At 73.4% G+C, this 19156-nt stretch carries 16 protein-coding genes and 1 pseudogene; 12 read left to right on the top strand and 5 right to left on the bottom strand.

Annotated elements, in window-relative coordinates; all coding sequences use genetic code 11:
* The 3 genes from dnaA (at position 1) to recF (ending at position 4131) form a co-directional block, all read left to right on the top strand.
* Positions 1–1485: a chromosomal replication initiator protein DnaA gene (dnaA, locus tag QA634_RS00005; protein ID WP_012330007.1), complete on the top strand. Its 1485-nt coding sequence runs from the start codon at positions 1–3 to the stop codon at positions 1483–1485.
* 202 nt (positions 1486–1687) lie between these two features.
* Entirely contained in the window at positions 1688–2809 is a 1122-nt protein-coding gene (gene dnaN / locus QA634_RS00010; protein WP_012330008.1) for a DNA polymerase III subunit beta, read from the top strand.
* Positions 2810–2982: 173 nt separating this feature from the next.
* Positions 2983–4131 (top strand): DNA replication/repair protein RecF, encoded by a 1149-nt coding sequence (gene recF, locus QA634_RS00015; protein ID WP_012330009.1) that lies wholly within the window; start codon positions 2983–2985, stop codon positions 4129–4131.
* A 271-nt stretch (positions 4132–4402) separates the two neighbouring features.
* Here recF and QA634_RS35670 read toward each other — a convergent pair.
* Positions 4403–4480, bottom strand: a pseudogene (locus QA634_RS35670) (hypothetical protein); the annotation flags it as partial.
* Between the two features lie 120 nt (positions 4481–4600).
* Between QA634_RS35670 and recQ the strand changes: the two are divergent.
* The 7 genes from recQ to QA634_RS00050 all read left to right on the top strand — a co-directional run bounded on the left by recQ (position 4601) and on the right by QA634_RS00050 (position 11580).
* Complete coding sequence (gene recQ, locus QA634_RS00020) at positions 4601–6448, top strand: DNA helicase RecQ (RefSeq protein WP_012330010.1); 1848 nt, start codon at positions 4601–4603, stop codon at positions 6446–6448.
* Between the two features lie 218 nt (positions 6449–6666).
* A complete protein-coding gene (gene purL / locus QA634_RS00025; protein WP_012330011.1) occupies positions 6667–8880 on the top strand; it encodes a phosphoribosylformylglycinamidine synthase subunit PurL in 2214 nt (737 codons plus the stop codon).
* A 40-nt stretch (positions 8881–8920) separates the two neighbouring features.
* Positions 8921–9157, top strand: a complete 237-nt coding sequence (locus QA634_RS00030; protein ID WP_012330012.1) for a BolA family protein — start codon at positions 8921–8923, stop codon at positions 9155–9157.
* Positions 9158–9212: 55 nt separating this feature from the next.
* Positions 9213–9551 (top strand): Grx4 family monothiol glutaredoxin, encoded by a 339-nt coding sequence (grxD, locus tag QA634_RS00035; protein WP_012330013.1) that lies wholly within the window; start codon positions 9213–9215, stop codon positions 9549–9551.
* 122 nt (positions 9552–9673) lie between these two features.
* The gene (locus QA634_RS00040; protein WP_012330014.1) at positions 9674–10573 is read left to right on the top strand and encodes an NAD(P)/FAD-dependent oxidoreductase; all 900 of its coding nucleotides are present in this window, start codon (positions 9674–9676) and stop codon (positions 10571–10573) included.
* 151 nt (positions 10574–10724) lie between these two features.
* Positions 10725–10910: a hypothetical protein gene (locus QA634_RS00045; protein WP_036270574.1), complete on the top strand. Its 186-nt coding sequence runs from the start codon at positions 10725–10727 to the stop codon at positions 10908–10910.
* Positions 10911–11403: 493 nt separating this feature from the next.
* Entirely contained in the window at positions 11404–11580 is a 177-nt protein-coding gene (locus QA634_RS00050; RefSeq protein WP_018263067.1) for a hypothetical protein, read from the top strand.
* A gap of 3 nt (positions 11581–11583) precedes the next feature.
* On the opposite strand, the gene QA634_RS00055 is transcribed toward QA634_RS00050, so the two are convergent.
* Together QA634_RS00055 and QA634_RS00060 are read right to left on the bottom strand one after the other, a co-directional pair.
* Complete coding sequence (locus QA634_RS00055; RefSeq protein WP_012330016.1) at positions 11584–12465, bottom strand: hypothetical protein; 882 nt, start codon at positions 12463–12465, stop codon at positions 11584–11586.
* 118 nt (positions 12466–12583) lie between these two features.
* Entirely contained in the window at positions 12584–14635 is a 2052-nt protein-coding gene (locus QA634_RS00060) for a M3 family metallopeptidase (RefSeq protein WP_012330017.1), read from the bottom strand.
* A 160-nt stretch (positions 14636–14795) separates the two neighbouring features.
* Here QA634_RS00060 and QA634_RS00065 point away from each other — a divergent pair, with 160 nt between their 5' ends.
* Complete coding sequence (locus QA634_RS00065) at positions 14796–15593, top strand: extensin-like domain-containing protein (protein WP_012330018.1); 798 nt, start codon at positions 14796–14798, stop codon at positions 15591–15593.
* Positions 15594–15654: 61 nt separating this feature from the next.
* A complete protein-coding gene (locus QA634_RS00070) occupies positions 15655–16668 on the top strand; it encodes a L,D-transpeptidase family protein (RefSeq protein ID WP_012330019.1) in 1014 nt (337 codons plus the stop codon).
* Positions 16669–16676: 8 nt separating this feature from the next.
* Here the strand turns inward: QA634_RS00070 and QA634_RS00075 are convergent, their stop codons facing one another.
* Both QA634_RS00075 and QA634_RS00080 read right to left on the bottom strand, forming a co-directional pair.
* Positions 16677–17780: a hypothetical protein gene (locus QA634_RS00075; protein ID WP_012330020.1), complete on the bottom strand. Its 1104-nt coding sequence runs from the start codon at positions 17778–17780 to the stop codon at positions 16677–16679.
* A gap of 241 nt (positions 17781–18021) precedes the next feature.
* Positions 18022–19062, bottom strand: a complete 1041-nt coding sequence (locus tag QA634_RS00080; protein ID WP_012330021.1) for a phytanoyl-CoA dioxygenase family protein — start codon at positions 19060–19062, stop codon at positions 18022–18024.
* Positions 19063–19156: the final 94 nt, after the last annotated feature.

Below are 19156 nucleotides of genomic sequence, written 5' to 3' on the forward strand. Positions count from 1 at the left end.
ATGCGTGTGGATGGCGGCTTGGCGGAAGGGGTCGATCCGGGCAGGGGCGCTGGCGGCGACGTCGCGGCGGCGTGGCAGCGGGTCAAGCGGCGCCTGCGGGCCGAACTCGGCGAGGATGTCTTCGCGAGCTGGTTCGCGCGGCTCGAATTGCAGGACGTGGCGGGCGGCACCGCCCGGCTGACCGTGCCCACGCGCTTCCTCAAGAGCTGGATCGAGTCCCACTATCTCGACCGGGTCCTGGCGACCTTCCGCAGCGAGGCGGACGGGATCGACGGCATCGAGGTCGGGGTGCGCGGCCCGATGGCCCCGGCCCGGGCGGCGCCGGGCGCGGCGGCCTCCGCGCCGAAGCCCGCCTCGCCGATCCGGACGCCCGGCGCCGCGCCCGCGGCCCCGGCCACGATCGAACTGCCCGACGCGGATCGGGCGCAGCGCGGCGAGGGCGACCTCAGCGGCGCCCCCCTGGACGCGCGCCTGACCTTCCAGACCTTCGTGGTCGGCCGCTCCAACGCCCTGGCGCACGCGGCGGCCGAGCGCGTCGCGGGCCACGAGGGCTCCGGGCCGATCTACAACCCGCTCTACTTCCACGCGGGCGTCGGCCTCGGCAAGACGCACCTCCTGCACGCGATCGGCCACGCCGCCAAGGAGGCGGGGCGCCGGGTGATCTACCTCACCGCCGACCGCTTCATGTACGGCTTCGTCAACGCCCTGAAGACGCAGAACGCCCTCGCCTTCAAGGAGCGCCTGCGCGCCATCGACGTGCTCATCCTGGACGACGTGCAGTTCATCCAGGGCCGCTCGATCCAGGCCGAGTTCGGCCACACGCTCAACGCGCTGATCGATGCCGGCCGGCAGGTCGTGGCCGCCGCCGACCGTCCGCCGACGGAGCTGGAGAGCCTCGACGAGCGGGTGCGCTCCCGCCTCGCGGGCGGACTCGTGGTCGAGATCGGCACCCTCGACGAGGCCCTGCGGGCCACGATCCTGCAATCGCGCCTGGAGGCGGTCCGCGTCAGCCATCCGGGCTTCGAGGTGAGCCCCGCCGTCGCCGAGTACGTCGCCAAGGCGATCACCGCGAATGGCCGCGACCTCGAAGGGGCGGTCAACCGCCTCCTCGCCCACGCCACGCTCACCGGCGCCCCGGTGACGCTGGAGACGGCCGAGACCGCGATCCGCGACCTCGTCAAGAACCGCGAGCCGAAGCGGGTCAAGATCGAGGACATCCAGAAGCTGGTGGCGAGCCGCTACAACGTCTCGCGCTCGGACATCCTGTCGGAGCGGCGCACCGCCGCCGTGGTCAAGCCGCGCCAGATCGCCATGTACCTCTCCAAGGTGCTGACGCTGCGCTCCCTGCCGGAGATCGGCCGCCGCTTCGGCGGGCGCGACCACACCACCGTGCTGCACGCCGTGCGCAAGATCGAGAAGGCGATCGGGGAGGATTCGGCCCTCAGCGACGAGGTCGAACTCCTCAAGCGCATGCTGCAGGATTGACGCCGCGCCGCCGGGCGCCGCCGGCGGTGCTTCGGCGGGGCCCTCGCGGCGCCCCGCCCCGGACCCCGCCTTCGCGCGCGGGCGGCCCCGGCTTGCCTTCGGGATGGAGCTTCGCCAAAGTTTCGACCCCGTGCGGGGCACGGGAAGCGATGCGGTGCCGGCCCTTGCGGGCCGCGAGAGTGTGAGACGGCGGACCACCCCCATGAGAGTCACAGTCGAGCGCGCGGCCCTCCTACGGTCGCTCGGCCACGTGCACCGCGTCGTCGAGCGGCGCAACACGATCCCGATCCTGTCGAACGTGCTGCTGCGCTCCAGCGCCGACGGCCTGCAGCTGAGGGCGACCGACCTCGACATCGAGGTCACGGAGACGATCCCGGCCGACGTGGTGGATGGCGGCGCCACCACGGTGCCGGCCCACGTGATCTACGACATCGTGCGCAAGCTGCCCGACGGCGTCCAGGTCTCCCTGGAGACGACGGGCGAGACCGGCCAGATGCAGATCCGCTCGGGCCGCTCGCGCTTCATGCTGGGCGCCCTGCCGGAGGCGGATTTCCCCGACCTCGCCGCGGGCGAACTGCCCCACCGCTTCCAGCTCCAGGCCGCCGAGCTGAAGAAGCTGATCGACAAGACGCAGTTCGCGATCTCGACCGAGGAGACGCGCTACTACCTGAACGGGATCTTCTTCCACACGATCGAGACGGAGGCGGGCTTGCGCCTGCGCGCCGTCGCGACGGACGGGCACCGGCTCGCGCGGGTCGAGATGCCCGCCCCCGAGGGCAGCCGCGGCATGCCGGGCATCATCGTGCCGCGCAAGGCCGTGGCCGAGATCCAGAAGCTCGTGGAGGATGGCGGCGACAGCGTCGGGGTGGAACTCTCGCCCGCCAAGGTCCGCTTCACCTTCTCCAGCGGGGTGACGCTGATCTCGAAGCTGATCGACGGCACCTTCCCGGATTACCAGCGCGTGATCCCGACCGGGAACGACAAGCTCCTCACCGTCGAGCGCGAGCAATTCGCCAAGGCGGTCGACCGCGTCTCGACCATCTCCTCGGAGCGCGGGCGCGCGGTGAAGCTCGCGGTCGGCGGCGGGCGGCTGTCGCTCTCGGTGAACAACCCGGATTCCGGCAGCGCCACCGAGGAACTCGACGTCGATTACGAGGCCGCGCCCCTCGATATCGGCTTCAACGCCCGCTACCTGCTCGACATCACGGCGCAGCTCGACGGCGACAGCGCCCTGTTCAAGCTCGCCGATCCGGGCTCCCCGACCCTGATCCAGGACAAGGAGGGGGCGCCGGCCCTCTACGTGCTGATGCCGATGCGGGTGTGAGGCGGGCGCGCTCCCGCGCCGGTCGCGCCGGGTTCCGCCAGGCCCGGCCCGGCGGCGCGGGTCCGCGCTCCGCCGGGCCGCGACGGCGCTCCGTGGCGATCGATCGCGTCGGGCCGCGGGCGAGGGATCTTGCAACCCGGCGCCGGGACGGGTGATTGGGTGGCCCAGGACCCATGGCCGCCCCCGATCCCTTCCGCGTCACGCGCCTCATCGCCCGCGACTTCCGCAACCACGCCAGCCTCGACCTCGGCGTGGGCCGGCCCTTCGTGGCGCTGGTGGGCGAGAACGGTGCCGGCAAGACCAACATCCTCGAGGCGCTCTCGCTGTTCGCGCCCGGCCGGGGCCTGCGCCGGGCCGATTTCGCCGCCATGGCGCGCGAGGGCGGGCCGGGCGGCTTCGCGGTGTCGCTCAGCGTCGAGGGGCCGCACGGTGAGCACCGCGTCGGCACCGCCTGGGAGCCGCCGCAGGGGCGCGAGGAGCGCGGCGGGCGCCAGTGCCGGATCGACGGAGCGAGCGCCCCCTCGCCCACCGCCTTCGCGGAGCAGTTGCGGGTCGTCTGGCTCACCCCGGACCTCGACGCGCTGTTCCGCGGCCCGGCGGGGGATCGGCGGCGCTTCCTCGACCGCCTCGTCCTCGCGGTCGATGCCGGCCACGGCAGCCGCGTCAGCGCCCTTGAGCGTGCCCTGCGCTCCCGCAACCGGCTGCTGGAGGAGCGGCCCGAGGACGGGCCCTGGCTCGACGCGATCGAGCGCGAGGTGGCGGAACTGGCGATCGCCGTGGCGCTCGCCCGGCGCGAGACGGTGGAGCGCCTCGACCGGCTGATCCTCGCCACCCGCGACGCGGCCTCGCCCTTCCCCTGGGCGGGGGTCCGGCTCGAGGGCGACATCGACGACCTCGTGGCGGTCTGGCCGGCCGTGGACGCCGAGGACCGCTTCCGCGCGACGCTGCGCCAGAACCGCTTCCGCGACCGCGCCGCGGGCCGCACGCTCGCCGGCCCGCAGGCCTCCGACCTCGTGGTGCGCCACGGCCCCAAGGACGTGCCGGCCGGCACCGCCTCGACCGGCGAGCAGAAGGCGCTGCTGATCGGCCTCGTGCTCGCCCATGCCCGCCTGGTCGCCGGCATGAGCGGGCTGGCGCCCCTCGTCCTCCTCGACGAGGTCGCGGCCCATCTCGACCCGCGCCGGCGCGCGGGCCTGTTCGACGCCCTGGAGGCGCTGCCGGGGCAGGTCTGGATGACCGGGGCGGATCCGGCGCTGTTCGCGGAACTCGGGAGCCGCGGCGACGTGGTCGCGGTGGCGGAGGGGCAGGTGCGGCCCGGCTGAGCCGCCTCAGGGGCGGGCGGAGGGAATGTCGGTCCGCACGACATCGTCGCCGACGAAGGGCAGGGGCACGTCGGGCGGCACGCGCGGGAGCATGGTCCGACGAAGGGGATGCCGGTTCGGCGAAGACCATCTGCCGAGCCGGTGGCCGGATAGCGCGCGACGCGCTCCTGGATCGGTTTGGCGCGCTCGCGCAAGGGGGGCGTCCCCGACGCGCGATGCGTGACGCTTGGCGCCGTTGCGGCGCGTTCGTGAGTGCCATACGCACGGCATCCGTCTTGCTCACGCGCGCGATCGACGCCAGCGTCGCGGCGAGGCGCTCCACCTCGTCGTCCTGGTCGTTCAGGGGCATCGAGACCCTGCCTTTGGGACGCCGGGAGAGCTGTGTCGACCCGGGCCGGCCGCGATCGCCGCGACGGCCCCGAACCGGAGGCGGGACGCGGCGCCCGCCCGACCTTGAAGCAGGGACCCGATGACCTCACGCCTCGACGAGGCCCGCGCCGCCCTTCAGACGACCTTCGGCTACGAGGATTTCCGGCCCGGCCAGGCGGAGGTGATCGGCGCCGTGCTCGACGGGCGCGACGTGCTCGCCGTGATGCCGACCGGCTCCGGCAAGTCGATGACCTACCAGCTCCCGGCCCTGGTCGAGCGCGCCCTCACCGTGGTGGTCTCGCCGCTGATCGCGCTCATGCACGACCAGGTGCAGCAGATGCGCGGCTTCGGGGTCGCGGCCGCCACCCTCAATTCGAGCGTCGACGAGGCGAGCGCCAAGGCGGCATGGCGCCAGATCCGCGCCGGTGACCTGCGCCTCCTCTTCGTCTCGCCCGAGCGCCTGCTGATGGAGGGGCTGATCGAGGCGCTGCAGGGCGCGGGCGTGCGGCGCCTCGCCGTCGACGAGGCGCATTGCGTCTCGCAATGGGGCCACGACTTCCGGCCGGAATACCGGGAGCTCGCCCGCGCCCGCGAGGCCCTGGGCGGCGTCCAGATGGTGGCGCTCACCGCCACCGCCGACACGGCGACGCGGGCCGACATCACCGAGCGGCTCTTCCCGGCCGGGCGCAGGCCCGAGATCTTCGTCCACTCCTTCGACCGGCCGAACATCCGGCTCACCTTCGCCCCCAAGGAGCACCCGACCCGCCAGATCAGCCGCTTCCTGCGCACCCGCCGGTCGGAGAGCGGCATCGTCTACTGCTCGTCGCGCAAGCGCACCGAGCAGCTCGCCCAGATGCTGCAGGAGGAGGGCGTCAACGCCCTGCCCTACCATGCGGGCCTCGACCAGGGCACGCGGATGCGCAACCAGGACGCCTTCCTGCAGGAGGACGGCATGGTCATGGTGGCGACCGTCGCCTTCGGCATGGGCATCAACAAGCCGGACGTGCGCTTCGTCTGCCACGCCGACATGCCCTCGAACGTCGAGGGCTACTACCAGGAGATCGGCCGCGCCGGCCGCGACGGGCTGCCGGCCGACACGCTCACCCTCTACGGCCTCGACGACATGGCCCTGCGCCGCCGCCAGATCGAGGAGAAGGACATCCCGGACGAGCGCCGCCGGGTCGAGCGCCGCAAGCTCGACGCGATGATCGCGCTCTGCGAGGGCGCCACCTGCCGCCGCCAGTCGCTCCTCGCCTATTTCGGCGAGGCGAGCGCCCCGTGCGGGCGCTGCGACCTCTGCCGGGGCGGCGTGGCGCTGGTCGACGGCACCGTGGCGGCCCAGAAGGTGCTCTCGGCGATCGTGCGCACCGGCCAGCGCTTCGGCGCCGCCTATGTCTGCGACCTCGTCCACGGCAAGGAGACCGACCAGATCCGGCGCAACGGCCACACCAAGCTCAAGACCTTCGGCGTCGGGGCCGACAAGCCGGTCGCGGCGTGGCGCTCGATCCTGCGCCAGCTCTTCGCGGCCGGCGCCGTCGCCGAGAACCAGGACGGCTATGGCGGCCTCGCCATGACCGAGAAGGGCGAGGCGATCCTGTTCGGGCGCGAGCCCGTGCAGCTGCGCCCGGACCCCGAGCCGAAGGCCCCCAAGGAGCGCCGGGCCCGCGGGGCGGAGCGCGACGACACGCTCGGCCTCTCGTCCGAGGACGAGGCCCTGTTCCAGCACCTGCGCGGCCTGCGCGCCACCCTGGCCCGCCAGGAGGGCGTCGCCGCCTACATGATCTTCCCCGACCGCACCCTGGTCGAGATGGCCCGCGCGAAGCCGGTCGACCTCTGGGCCCTGCGCTCGGTCCACGGCGTCGGCGAGCGCAAGCGCGAGGCCTACGGCGAGGCCTTCGTCGCGACGATCGCGGATTTCCTCGCCGACGCCGCCAAGCGCGCCGGCTGAGGCGCCCGCCCGGAGCATTCCGCCGAGGCGCCTCGGCGGCAAGGCCGTTGCTCCGCTCCCGGCACGGTCGCCTCCCTCTCCGACCGGGGAAACCCTCGCCGCCAGGCTGGCAAATGCGCGGGCCGATGCGCCCTCGCGGGTCCGCGCCCATTGCCCTCCCTCCCCCGGCTGCCGTATGCGCTGGGCCTCGACCGCGAGGCCGCCGCAGAGGGTGCCGCATGATCCGCAACGACATCGCCATCACGCCCGACCTCGTGCGCCAGCACGGCCTCACCGACGAGGAATACGCCCGCTTCAAGGAGCTGATCGGCCGCGAGCCGACGATCACCGAACTCGGCATCGTCTCGGCGATGTGGAACGAGCACTGCTCCTACAAGTCCTCCCGCATCCACCTGCGCACGCTGCCGACCAAGGCGCCCTGGGTGATCCAGGGGCCGGGCGAGAATGCCGGCGTCATCGACATCGGCGACGGGCGCGCCTGCGTGTTCAAGATGGAGAGCCACAACCACCCGAGCTTCATCGAGCCCTACCAGGGCGCGGCGACCGGGGTCGGCGGCATCCTGCGCGACGTGTTCACCATGGGCGCCCGGCCGATCGCGGCGCTGAACGCCCTGCGCTTCGGCTCCCCCGACCATCCGCGCACCCGCCACCTCGTCTCGGGCGTCGTCGCCGGCATCGGCGGCTACGGCAATTCCTTCGGCGTGCCGACCGTCGGCGGGTCGGTCGGCTTCCACCGGCGCTACGACGGCAACATCCTGGTCAACGCCATGGCGGTCGGCCTCGCCCGCGCCGACGCGATCTTCTACGCGGCCGCCACCGGGGTCGGGAACCCGATCGTCTATCTCGGCTCCAAGACCGGCCGCGACGGCATCCACGGCGCCACCATGGCCTCGGCCGCCTTCGACGAATCCTCCGAGGAGAAGCGCCCGACCGTGCAGGTCGGCGATCCCTTCGCGGAGAAGCTGCTGCTCGAGGCCTGCCTGGAGCTGATGGCCTCCGGCGCCGTGATCGCGATCCAGGACATGGGCGCGGCCGGCCTGACCTGCTCGGCGGTCGAGATGGGCGCCAAGGGCAATCTCGGGGTCGAACTCGACCTCGACGCGGTGCCGACCCGCGAGGCGGGCATGACTGCCTACGAGATGATGCTCTCCGAGAGCCAGGAGCGCATGCTCATGGTGCTCAAGCCCGGCATGGAGGAGGAGGCCAAGGCGATCTTCGTGAAGTGGGGCCTCGACTTCGCGATCATCGGCCACACCACCGACACGCTGCGCTTCGTCATCAAGCACGGCGGCGAGACGGTCGCCGACCTGCCGATCAAGGAGCTCGGCGACGAGGCCCCGCTCTACGACCGGCCGCACCGCACGAACATGCACCACCCGGTCCTCAGGGCCGAGGACGTCCCGGCCCCGGTGACGCACGGCGAAGCCCTGCGGAGGCTGATGGGCTCGCCCGACCTCGCCTCGAAGCGCTGGGTCTGGGAGCAGTACGACCACTACATCCTCGGCAACACGGTCCAGAAGCCGGGCGGCGACGCCGCCGTGGTGCGGGTCGAGGACGGGCCGAAGGGCCTCGCGCTCACCACCGACGTGACGCCGCGCTACTGCGAGGCCGACCCGGTCGAGGGCGGCCGCCAGGCGGTGGCCGAGGCCTACCGGAACATCTCGGCGGTGGGCGGCCGGCCGCTCGCCGTCACCGACAACCTCAATTTCGGCAATCCCGAGAAGCCCGAGGTGATGGGCCAGTTCGTCGGCTGCATCCAGGGCATCGGCGAGGCCTGCCGCGCCCTCGACTTCCCGGTCGTGTCCGGCAACGTCTCCCTCTACAACGAGACCAACGGCGTCGGCATCCTGCCGACCCCGACGATCGGCGGCGTCGGCGTCGTCGACGACGTGCGCCGGATCGCCACCCTCGCCCTCAAGCGCGAGGGCGACGCGCTGGTGCTGATCGGGCGCAGCCAGGGCTGGCTCGGCCAGTCCCTCTACCTCGCCGAGATCTGCGGGCGCGAGGAAGGCGCGCCGCCCCCGGTCGACCTCGCCGCCGAGCGGAGGAACGGCGAGTTCGTGCGCGGGCTGATCGCCTCGGGCCTCGTCGACACCGTCCACGACCTCTCGGATGGCGGCCTCGCGGTGGCGCTCGCCGAGATGGCGATGGCCGGCCGGATCGGCGCGGCACTGCCCGAATGCCCGCTGCCGATCCCGGCCCACGCCTACCTGTTCGGCGAGGATCAGGGCCGCTACCTGCTCGCGGTCGAGCCCGAGACGGTGCCCGACCTGCTCTACAGCGCCGCCGCGCAGGGGATCGACGCCGCCGTCATCGGCGTCACCGGCGCCGATTCATTGACCCTGCCGGGCGACGAGATCATATCCGTGGAGGAGCTGCGCGCCGTCAACGAGGCGTGGCTGCCGACCTACATGGCCGGGCCCGGCGCCTGATCCCGAGGGCCGGATCCCGGCGGAGACGGAGAACGCTTCGATGCCCATGGACGCCCGCGAGATCGAGACGATGATCCGGGAGGCCCTCCCGGACGCGACGGTCGAGATCCGCGACCTCGCCGGCGACGGCGACCACTACGCCGCCACCGTCGTGTCGGCCGCCTTCAAGGGCAAGTCGCGGGTGCAGCAGCATCAGATGGTCTATGGTGCATTGCAGGGTCGCATGGGCGGCGTGCTTCACGCGCTTGCGCTCACCACGGGCGTCCCCCAGGATTAGGGCACCGCATCAGCTGCCGGCGGGCGCGCCGCACCGCCCTCACCGAGAGGACATCATGACCGACATCAACAGCCGCATCGAGAGCGAGATCAAGTCCCAGGACGTTGTCGTGTTCATGAAGGGCACGCCGCAATTCCCGATGTGCGGGTTCTCCGGCCAGGTCGCGCAGATCCTCAACTACCTCGGCGTGCCCTACAAGGGCGTGAACGTGCTGGAGGACATGGAGATCCGCGAGGGCATCAAGGCCTACTCGAACTGGCCGACCATCCCGCAGGTCTACGTGAAGGGCGAGTTCGTCGGCGGCTGCGACATCACCCGCGAGATGTTCCAGTCGGGCGAGCTGCAGCAGCTGCTCTCCGAGAAGGGCATCGCGGTCAAGACCGCCGCCGCCTGAGGGCGAACACCGCCGGACCGGCACGGGAGGGGGCGCGCGAGCGCCCTTTTTCGTGCCCGCCGTGAACCCTCCGCCCCCGGCCGCGTCTGTACCCGAGAGGGGCGGCAGCGGCGGATGGTTCCATGTACGACGTCATCATCGTGGGCGGCGGGCCCGCGGGTCTGAGCGCGGCCCTGGTGCTCGGCCGCTGCCGCCGCACCGTGCTGCTCCTCGACGCCGGGCACCCCCGCAACGCCGTGACGCCGCGCATGAACGGCTATCTCGGCCATGACGGCTGCCCCCCGGGCGCCCTGCGCGACCAGGGCCGGGCCGAACTCTCCCGCTACCCGACCGTCGAGGTCCGCGACGCCGACGTGGCCGACGCGCGGCGCGACGAGGAGGGCTTCACCGTGGTTCTGGCGGATGGCCGGCGCGAGGCCGCCCGCCGCCTCGTCCTCGCCACCGGGCTCGCCACCGAATTGCCGCCCGTCGAGGGATTCCGCGACTTCTGGGGGCGCGGCGTGCACCACTGCCCCTATTGCGACGGCTACGAGAACCGCGACGCGCCGGTGGCGGTCTACGGACGCGGCGGCTGCGGCAAGGGCCTCGCCCTGGAACTCACCGCCTGGACCCGGGACCTGACCCTGTGCAGCGACGGGCCGGCGGAGCACCTGTCCGGGGAGGACCGCGCGCGGCTCGCGCGCCAGGGCATCCGCCTCGACGAGCGCCCGGTCGCCCGCGTCGAGGGCGAGGACGGGCGCCTCGCCCGCATCCGCTTCCGGGACGGCGCCGCCCTGCCCTGCGGCGCCATGTTCTTCACTCCCGCCGAGTGCGTTCCCTCGCCCCTCGTCGCGCGGCTCGGCTGCGACCTCACCCCGAAGGGCACCGTGCCGACGCGCGACTACGAGCAGTCGAACGTCCCGGGCCTCTACGTGGCGGGCGACGCCTCGCGCCGGGTGCAGTTCGCGATCGTGGCCGCCGCGGAGGGCGCCATGGCGGCCTTCGCGATCAATACCGAGCTCCTGCGCGAGGACACCGCGTGAGCCGAGCTTTCGTCCGCCTGATGCGCACGCACGTTGCGCCCATCGCCGCGGTTCATGCCGGCCGGTAGGGCGGTGCGCGGGCGCTTCAAGAATACCCTGCCCGGCAAAACGTTGTTAAGCTTACCGGGTGATTTGCAGCGGGGGGTTGAGCATGCTGGCTTTGGCGAGGGTGTGGCGCGTCCGGCTCTCCCGGGAGCCGCAGCCCGGAGCGCGGGCGGGGGCGCCGCCCGCGCCGGCCCTGGCCGGGCCTCCGGCCGAGGGCGAGCAGGAGCGTCGCGGACTGACCGCCCGCGAACTGATCCGGATGGCGCAATCGGCGCGCATCACCCGCAACTGAGCGTCGCGGCCCCGGCGCGACGGGGCCGCACGATCGCCGCGCGGCGCTGGCGAGCCCGGCGGCGGACCCGATTCGTCCCTGCGGGAGCGCGCGGGGCGCCGGAGCCCTTCGCGAGGCCGGGGCGGCCTGCTTCGCCGCATCGGGCCGGCCGCCGGGCGACCCGCAACCTGTGATCCCCTGAGCCGGTCATCCCGCGGCCGTCGCGTGGTCGGCCGGCAGCAACCAGCGCGCGATGCTTCGCGCGCCGGGCGCCGACGTCCCGCAGCGCAGCGGGGAGATCTGCGTGCGCTGCCGCACATCCATCGCGGCGACCGTTCACTACTTCTTGCGAAAGCCGAACCGCCCAAGTCCTCGGGACTTGCGGGGGAGCTGCAAAACTTTTTGCATGGAGCCACGACGCGGGCGGAACTGTTCAGCTCGCTCCGTGTTTCTCAGTATCCTGTATGCGTACGCGTACCCCACCAGCCACGGGCTCCGCGCCCGGGGGACCGCTATGCCCGATTTCGACGCCCGCCATCTCGACGACACAGAGGCCCTCGCCCGCCTCGCCGAGATCCTGCACCCGACCAAGGCCCTGCGCGGCCAAGCCAAGGCCCGCGGCCGACGCCGCGTGCGCGAGGGCTTGGCCGACCCCGCGAAGCCGGCCGACAAGTCGGACGAGGCGGCCTGACCCTCACCAGATCTGCGGCGTGATCAGGCCCCGGCTGGTCACCACGACCCAGGCCTTGCCCCGGCGCTCGATCGCCTCGACGCGCCCGACGCCCGGCACCGTGTCGCCCGGGCCCACCTCGATCAGGCGCCGGTTGCGGTTCTCGATCATCGCCACGCCGTCGTAGACGTCGCGCAGCACCCAGCTGTCCACCATCGCGGGCGCGGTCGTGGCGCTGGGCGCGGCCGGCGCGGCGGGCTTGGCCGCGGGCTTGTCCGGCAGGCTCCCGGTCAGGGTCGGCTCGGCGCTCGCGAGCTTCGGGGCCGGCGCGGGCGCGACCGCCACCGGGGCCGGCGCCGCCGCGCGCTGGCGGTCGAGCCGCTCGCCGAGGGCCGCCACGCGGGCCTGCTGCTCGCGGTCGAGATGCTCGATCCGGTCGGAGAGGCCGGCGAGCTTGGCCGCCGCGTCGCTCCCGACCTTGCCGATCCGCTCCAGCCGCTCGGCCATCTGCCCGAACTGCGCCGCCGCCTCGCTCCGCGCGGCCTCGGCGGCCGCCTGCGCGGCGCCGGAGCGCTCCTTCACGAGCTTGAGGTCGCCGGCGAGGCGGGCGGATTCCGCGGCCTGCGCGTCGAGGCGCGTCGCCAACTTCTTCCACTCGGCGAGGCCGACCGCCGCGCGCTCCGCCCGCGCGCCCTTCCCCATCAGCGCCACCGCGGCGCCGCCGCCGAAGGCCCCGACGCAGAGGCCGCCGATCAGCGCCGCGACCGGCAGGCCGAGCTTGACGCGCGGGCGCCGCAGCCGCGGAAGGGCCGCCCGGGCGCGCGCCGCCACGTCCTTGAGACGCCCCTCCGCGGAGGCCGCCTTCGTGCCGGGCGCGTCCCCGGCCTGATCCTTGCCGTCGCTCATGACGAAAAGCTTCCTCGCCGTCCTGGAAGCTTTTGGTTAACGATACTTCTTTACCGAATGGTTAGCGCCTCAGGGGCTGCGGAGCGGCGCGGGGTCGCCCCGCGCCGGGGTGCGGTCCTCAGGCGGCGAGCCCGCGCTTGCGCAGGAGCGGGTCGATGCTCGGCAACCTGCCCCGGAAGGCCATGTAGGCGCGGCGCGCGTCGCGCAGGTTTCCGGCCCCGTACACGAAGGTGCGCAGGCGCTGCGCGGTCTCGGGGTCGAAGATGTCGCCGGCCTCGCGGAAGGCGTCGAAGGCGTCCGCGTCCAGCACCTCGGACCACAGGTAGGAATAGTAGCCCGCCGCGTAGCCGCCCGCGAAGATGTGGGCGAAGTGCGGCGAGCGGTGGCGCATGCTGATCTCGGCCGGCATCCCGATCCGGGTCAGGGTCTCGGCCTCGAAGGACCCGACATCGAGTCCCGCCTCGGCCGCCTCCGACAGGTGCAGGTCGAGGTCGACGATCGCCGAGGCGGCGTACTCGACGGTGGCGAAGCCCTGGTTGAAGGTGCGGGCGGCGAGGAGCCGCTGCAGCAGGGCCTCGGGCATCGGCTCGCCGGTGCGGTAGTGGCGGGCATGAGCCCGCAACACCTGCGGTTGCTCCAGCCAATGCTCGTAGAGCTGCGAGGGCAGTTCCACGAAGTCGCCCGCCACCGCCGTGCCGGCGAGGAGCGGGTAGGTGACGCTCGAGAGCAGACCGTGCAGGGCGTGGCCGAATTCGTGGAACAGCGTGCGGGCATCGTCGAAGGACAGGAGCGCGGGCTCGCCCTCGGCGCCCTTGGCGAAGTTCATCACGTTGACGATGATCGGGGTGACCTCGCCGGTGAGCCGCTCCTGCGAGCGGAAGGCGCTCATCCAGGCGCCGGAGCGCTTGCTCGGCCGCGCGAAGTAGTCGCCGAGGAACAGGCCGACGACCGAGCCGTCGCGGTCGCGCACCTCCCAGGCCCGGACGTCGGGGTGGTAGCGCGGGACCTCGGCCAGTTCCGCGAAGCGCAGGCCGAACAGGCGCGAGGCGGTGTCGAAACAGGCCGCGATCACCCCGTCGAGGGGCAGGTACGGCTTGATCTCGCCCTCGTCGAGGTCGTGCTCGGCCCGCCGGAGCTTCTCCGCGTAGTGGCGCCAGTCCCAGGGCGCCAGGGCGAAGTTGCCGCCCTCGTCGCGGATCAGCCCCTGCAGCCGGCCGCGCTCCGCCGCGGCCCGCGCGCGGGCGGGCGCCCAGACGTCGCGCAGCAGCGCCAGCGCCGCCTCGGGCGTCTCCGCCATCGTGTCGGCGAGCTTGAACGCGGCGAAGTTCGGGTAGCCGAGGAGCCGCGCCCGCTCGGCGCGCAGCTGCAGGGTCTCGGCGATGATCGCCCGGTTGTCCGTCTCGCCCCCGTTCTCGCCGCGCCGGATCCAGGCCGTGTAGGCGCGCTCGCGCAGGTCGCGTCGGGTCGAGAAGACCAGGAACGGCTCGATCAGCGAGCGGGCCAGGGTGATGACGTGGCCGCCCTTTCCCCGCTCCGCCGCGGCCCGGGCGGCGGCGGCCCGCAGGAAGGGCGGCAGCCCGGCGAGGTCCTCCTCGGTCTCGAGCGGCAGCACGAAGCCGCTCTCGTCGGCGAGCAGGTTCTGCGAGAAGCGGGTCGCGAGTTCGGCGAGCCGCGCCGCGATCGCGGCCATGCGCTCCTTGGCGGCGGGGTCGAGATCGGCCCCGGCCCGGCGGAAGAGCGTGCGGTAGCGGTCGAGGACGCGGGCCTCCTCCTCCGACAGGTCCGCCCCGTCGACCGCCCTCACCCGGGCCCAGAGCGCCCCGTTGAGGAAGAGCGCGCTGTGGTGCCGGGCGAGGCGCGGCGCCATGACCCGCTCCACCGCCTGCAGGTCCGGATTGGTGTGGCTGCCGGCGAGGTTGAAGAACACGCCGCCGACGCGCTTGAGCGCCTGGCCCGAGCGCTCGAGCGCCGCGACCGTGTTGGCGAAGCTCGCCGGCTCCGCGCTCCCGGCGATGGCGGCGATCTCGGCCTCGTGCGCCGCGAGCGCCCCGGCGAAGGCGGGTTCGTAATGGGCGGGTTCGATCCGCTCGAAGGGCGGCACTCCGTGGGGCGTCGTCCAGACCGGGTCCAGGAGCGGGTTGCCGGGAGGGGTCGCCGGGGTGCCAGCCATGCGCGTGCGTCCTTTGCGGAATCGAGTCGCGGCCGACGATAGAGGGTGGCGGGTCCGGCGCAAGCGCGCGAGGCCGCGCCGGAGCGCGGAACGGGGGAACGGCGTGGCCGTTGAGTGCCGGCCGGCGCCCGGTGGGCTCCGGCTCGATCCGGGAGAGATCGTGACCCGCCGCCCTGCGCTCCTCCTCGCGCTCCTCGCCGCCGCGCCGGCCCTCGCCCAGGCGCGCGACGCCCCGCCCCTGCCGCCGCCGCGGCCGGACCTGCCCGCGCCGGCGCCCCATCCCGCCACGGCCCCAAATCCTGCCACGACCTCAAGTCCCGCCACGGCTCCGGCTCCCGCCCCGCCCGCCGCCGAGGCGGCTCCCCTGCCGCCGGAGCGCCCCGCCGACCTGCCGGCCGGGCCGGCGGCACCCGCGGTGCCGGACGACACCGCCTGCCTGAGCCGGCTGGAGCGCCTCGGCGCCCGGGCCGAGCCGCTGCCGGCACTGGCGGACGGGCTCTGCGGCGCCCCGAAGCCCCTGCGCGTCGTCGAGCTGCCGGACGGGATCCAGCTCTCGCCGCCCGCCACGCTCACCTGCCGGGCCGCGGAGGCGCTGGCGCGCTGGAGCACCGAGGTGCGGGTCCTGGCCGAGCGCGACCTCGGCCGCCCGCCGAGGTCGCTGCGCATCTCGACCTCCTACGAGTGCCGCGGCCAGAACCACGATCCGGACGCCAAGCTCAGCGAGCACGCCTTCGCCAACGCGATCGACGTGATGGGCTTCACCTTCGAGGGACGCGAGCCGATCGGCATCGGGACGCAGGCCGAGGGCACGCCGGAGGGCCGGTTCCAGGCGGCGGTGCGGGCCCGCGCCTGCGCCTTCTTCCGCACCGTCCTCGGGCCGGGCTCGGATGCCGAGCACGGCAACCACCTGCACCTCGACGAGCGCGAGCGGAATGCCGGCCATCGCCTCTGCCAGTGAGCAGGGAACGGCCGGGCCCCGGTGCCGTTTGTGGCCCACGCAGGAGCGGAGGCGTGAGGCGATGCGACGGGTGCTGGCGGTGTGCGTGGCGAATGTCCTGGTGCTCGGTGCGGCGGCGGCCGCGCCCGCCCTCGACCGCGACGCGGTCAACGGGGCGCGCTTCGAGGCCGGCGCCCACCGCAAGCCCGCGGGCAAGCGGCCCGATCCGGTCCTGATCAAGGCGCAGGTGCTTCTCGACCGGGCGCGGTTCTCCCCGGGCGCCATCGACGGGCGCGACGGCGACAACCTGCGCGGGGCCCTCAAGGCCTTCGCCGAGGCGAAGGGAATGCCGGCCAGCGGGCACCTCGACGGCCGGCTCTGGGAGGCGCTGGCGGGGTCGAGCCAGGATCCGGTGCTCACCGATTACGCGCTGACCAAGGCCGATGCGGAGGGACCCTACGCGGAGGAGATCCCCGCCAAGATGGAGGACCAGGCCGAGCTCAAGGCCCTGTCCTATACCGGGCCCGCCGAGATGCTGGCCGAGCGCTTCCACATGAGCCGGGCGCTGTTCGACGCCCTCAACCCGGACAAGGACCTGGGCCGCGCCGGGACGGTGGTGACGGTCGCGGCGGTGCCGCCGCTCGCCACGGACCGGCCCGGCAAGGGCCTGCCCGAGGAGCCGAAGGTCGCCCGCATCGTGGTCGGCAAGGAGGCGCTGCAGGTGCGCGCCTACGGGGGCGACGGCGCGCTCCTCGCCGTCTACCCGGCCTCGGTCGGCAGCGAGGAGAAGCCTGCCCCGGAGGGCCGCTTCAAGGTTGAGGGCGTGACCTTAAACCCGACCTACACGTACGACCCGAAATACGCCTTCAAGGGCGTCGAGGCGACGCGCAAGTTCACGATCAAGCCCGGCCCCAACAACCCGGTCGGCCTGGTCTGGATCGAGCTCTCGGCCGAGTCCTACGGCATCCACGGCACGCCCGAGCCGGAGAAGATCGGCAAGTCCGAGTCGCACGGCTGCATCCGGCTGACCAACTGGGACGCCCGCGACCTCGCCCTCCACGTGGCGAGGGGCGCCACCGTGGAGATCGGCGAGTAGCGCTCGGGTCAGCGCGGCGCCAGGATCGGCAGCCGGCGGACGGAGATCGCCACCTCCTCCCCGGCCCGGGCGAGGGCGCGGGCGAGCCGCCCCCCGGTCCCGAGGCCGAGCTCGGCGATGACGAGGCGCCGGATCGCCTCGACCTCGCCCTCGGTCGCGCGGTCGAGGGGGCGGCCGGCGAGTTCGGTGGCCGGCAGGATATGCGGCGCCTCGATCCGGTCGTCCCAGCCGGTGGCCCAGACCCGCCGCGCCAGCAGCTCGTTCGTCGCCCGGTAATGGGCCGCCGCCCGCTCCAGCATGCCGGCGTCGAGGGCCTGGAAGGCGCCGCCGAGGCCCCGCTCGGCCGCGAGCGCCTCGATCCGCGCCGTCACGGCGCGGGCCTGCTCGCCGCGTCGCGCGATCCCGGAGGCGGCGAGCCGCCGCGCCACCTCCGCCGAGACCGGGTCGAGGCTGCGGTTGGCGCGGCAGGCGAGGTCGTCCGCGCTCATGAGCGGCAGGAGACGGTCCGCGAGGCCGAGTTCCGCCGCGACGCGCACGATCAGCGGCGCGTCCGCGCGCCGGTCCCGGTAAGGCACCACGCTGACGCGTCCCCGCGCGGCCCGCGCCCAGCCGTCGAGCCCGTAGAGGTAATCGTAGCGGCGGTGCCCGAGATCCGCCGCGAAGGCGGCCGCGAAGGGGCGCCGCTCCGCCAGGAATTGCAGGCGCCAGAGATGCTGCGACTGGAGATAGGCGGCTTGCGCGCGGACCGTGAGCAGGATCTCGGGCTCGTAGCCGTGGCGGCGCAGCAGGTCGCAGAGCAGCCCGGGCGCCGGGTGCCAGGACGGGAACAGGCACAGGCCCTCGTAGGAGATCACCACCGCCTCGGCCCGGCTCGCCGCGAGGCGCGAGGCGAGCGCGTCGAGGAGCTCCCGGCGCTCGCCGAGCGGCCGGCGTCCCGCGAGCGCCGCCCCCAGGTGCTGGTGGCTGAGATGCGGCAGCGGCGCCGCGCGCGGCGTCAGGTCGGGATAGAGGATCCCGGCCTCGCGCAGCGCGGCGCGGTGGCGGAACAGCACGGTCTGCAGCGACGAACTGCCGGTCCGCGGCGTCCCGATATGGATGATGGCGCGGCGCATCGGACCGCGTCAGGCCAAGTGCCGACCGCGAGACACCGAACAGTGACTGTACAGCAACATGTATATTCGGTCTTTCGTCGCATTCGTCCGCCAAGCTTACAATTCTACAAGCATCCGATAAAGCCCCGCTCGGCATCGAGCCGGGAAGTTGTTTCAGAACAATCACTTGGAGGGATTTTTCGCTGCGACGAGCGCCCGATCTCGGTGGAATGCGCGGGGAGGCCGCGCTGGCGCGGGCGGCTCAGCGTGCCTCCTCCCGGACGGGATCCCCCGCGCGCACGCGTCCCGCCGGCCGCCATTGGCTGCGCCCGAGGCCGAGCCGCTCCGCGAGGGCGAGCAGGCCCCAGAACAGCGCGATCTTGCGGCCCCTGAGGCCGGGCAGCGCCCAGGGATCGAGCCCGACGAAGGGCAGGAAGGGATTGCGGCGGCTGGCGGCGTAGATCTCGACGCGCAGGCTCGGCCGCGCGGCGGCGCCGCGGGCGTGGAAGCCGCAGGTGTCGCCGACCACCAGGGTGTTGCCCGGGACCGCGAATCGGACCGGCTCCGCCAGGCCGAGGCGGGGGAGTTCGTCGGGCCGGATCCGGAAGGCGCCGCCGCCTCCCGCGGCGGGATCGCAGGCGTCGATGCTCCGGCGCCGCTCCCAGGCGAGGCGCCGCCGGGAGCGCGTCGCCGAGCCGCGCACATACGTGAAGGGGCCCTCGTCCGCCGGCACGTCGTGCAGGAACAGCCACGCCTTCATGGTCGGGTGGAACGTGTCCATGTGCAGATCGCCCTGCGGGTCGGCCGACCCGTCGAGCCGCGAGAAGATCGTCTGGATGTAGACCTCGGGCTCGGCGTCGAAGCTCGCGACGTAGCGGAGCCGGCCCTGGAAGGCCGGCATGGCGAGGAGGCGGCGGCAGGCGGGCAGGCCGCGCAGGGTGGCGGGCGTCAGGGGCACCCGCCGGGTCACCGCGTTCCCCTCGCGGAACTGCTTGGCCGGCAGCGGGAGCGAGGTGACCTCGCGCACGAGATCCGCGAAGTGATCGGGCGCCAGGAAATCCCGCACCTCGATGTAGCCCTGTGCGGCGAGCTGGCGCCGATCCTCCTCCGTCACCAGCGGCGCGAGCGCCGCGCGGCGCCGCGCGGTCATCGCCGCGGCGAGCCGCACCCGCCAGACATGCAGGCCGCGCCGGTTCAGGCGGACGCTGCCGAGCACCGGATTGGTCCGGAACGACTTCGCCCCCGTCAGGATCTGGGTGGCGTAGAATGGTGCGAGAACAACATGCGAAAGATGGAGTGCCATTTCGATAACCAGCGCATTTCTCATCTCGACAATGCAATTTTGAATCGTGGCAGAAAACCGAACCGCCCCGGCAGGCGCCGCTTTCTTAGCGGTT

This window comes from Methylobacterium sp. CB376 (assembly GCF_029714205.1).
Lineage (GTDB): Bacteria > Pseudomonadota > Alphaproteobacteria > Rhizobiales > Beijerinckiaceae > Methylobacterium.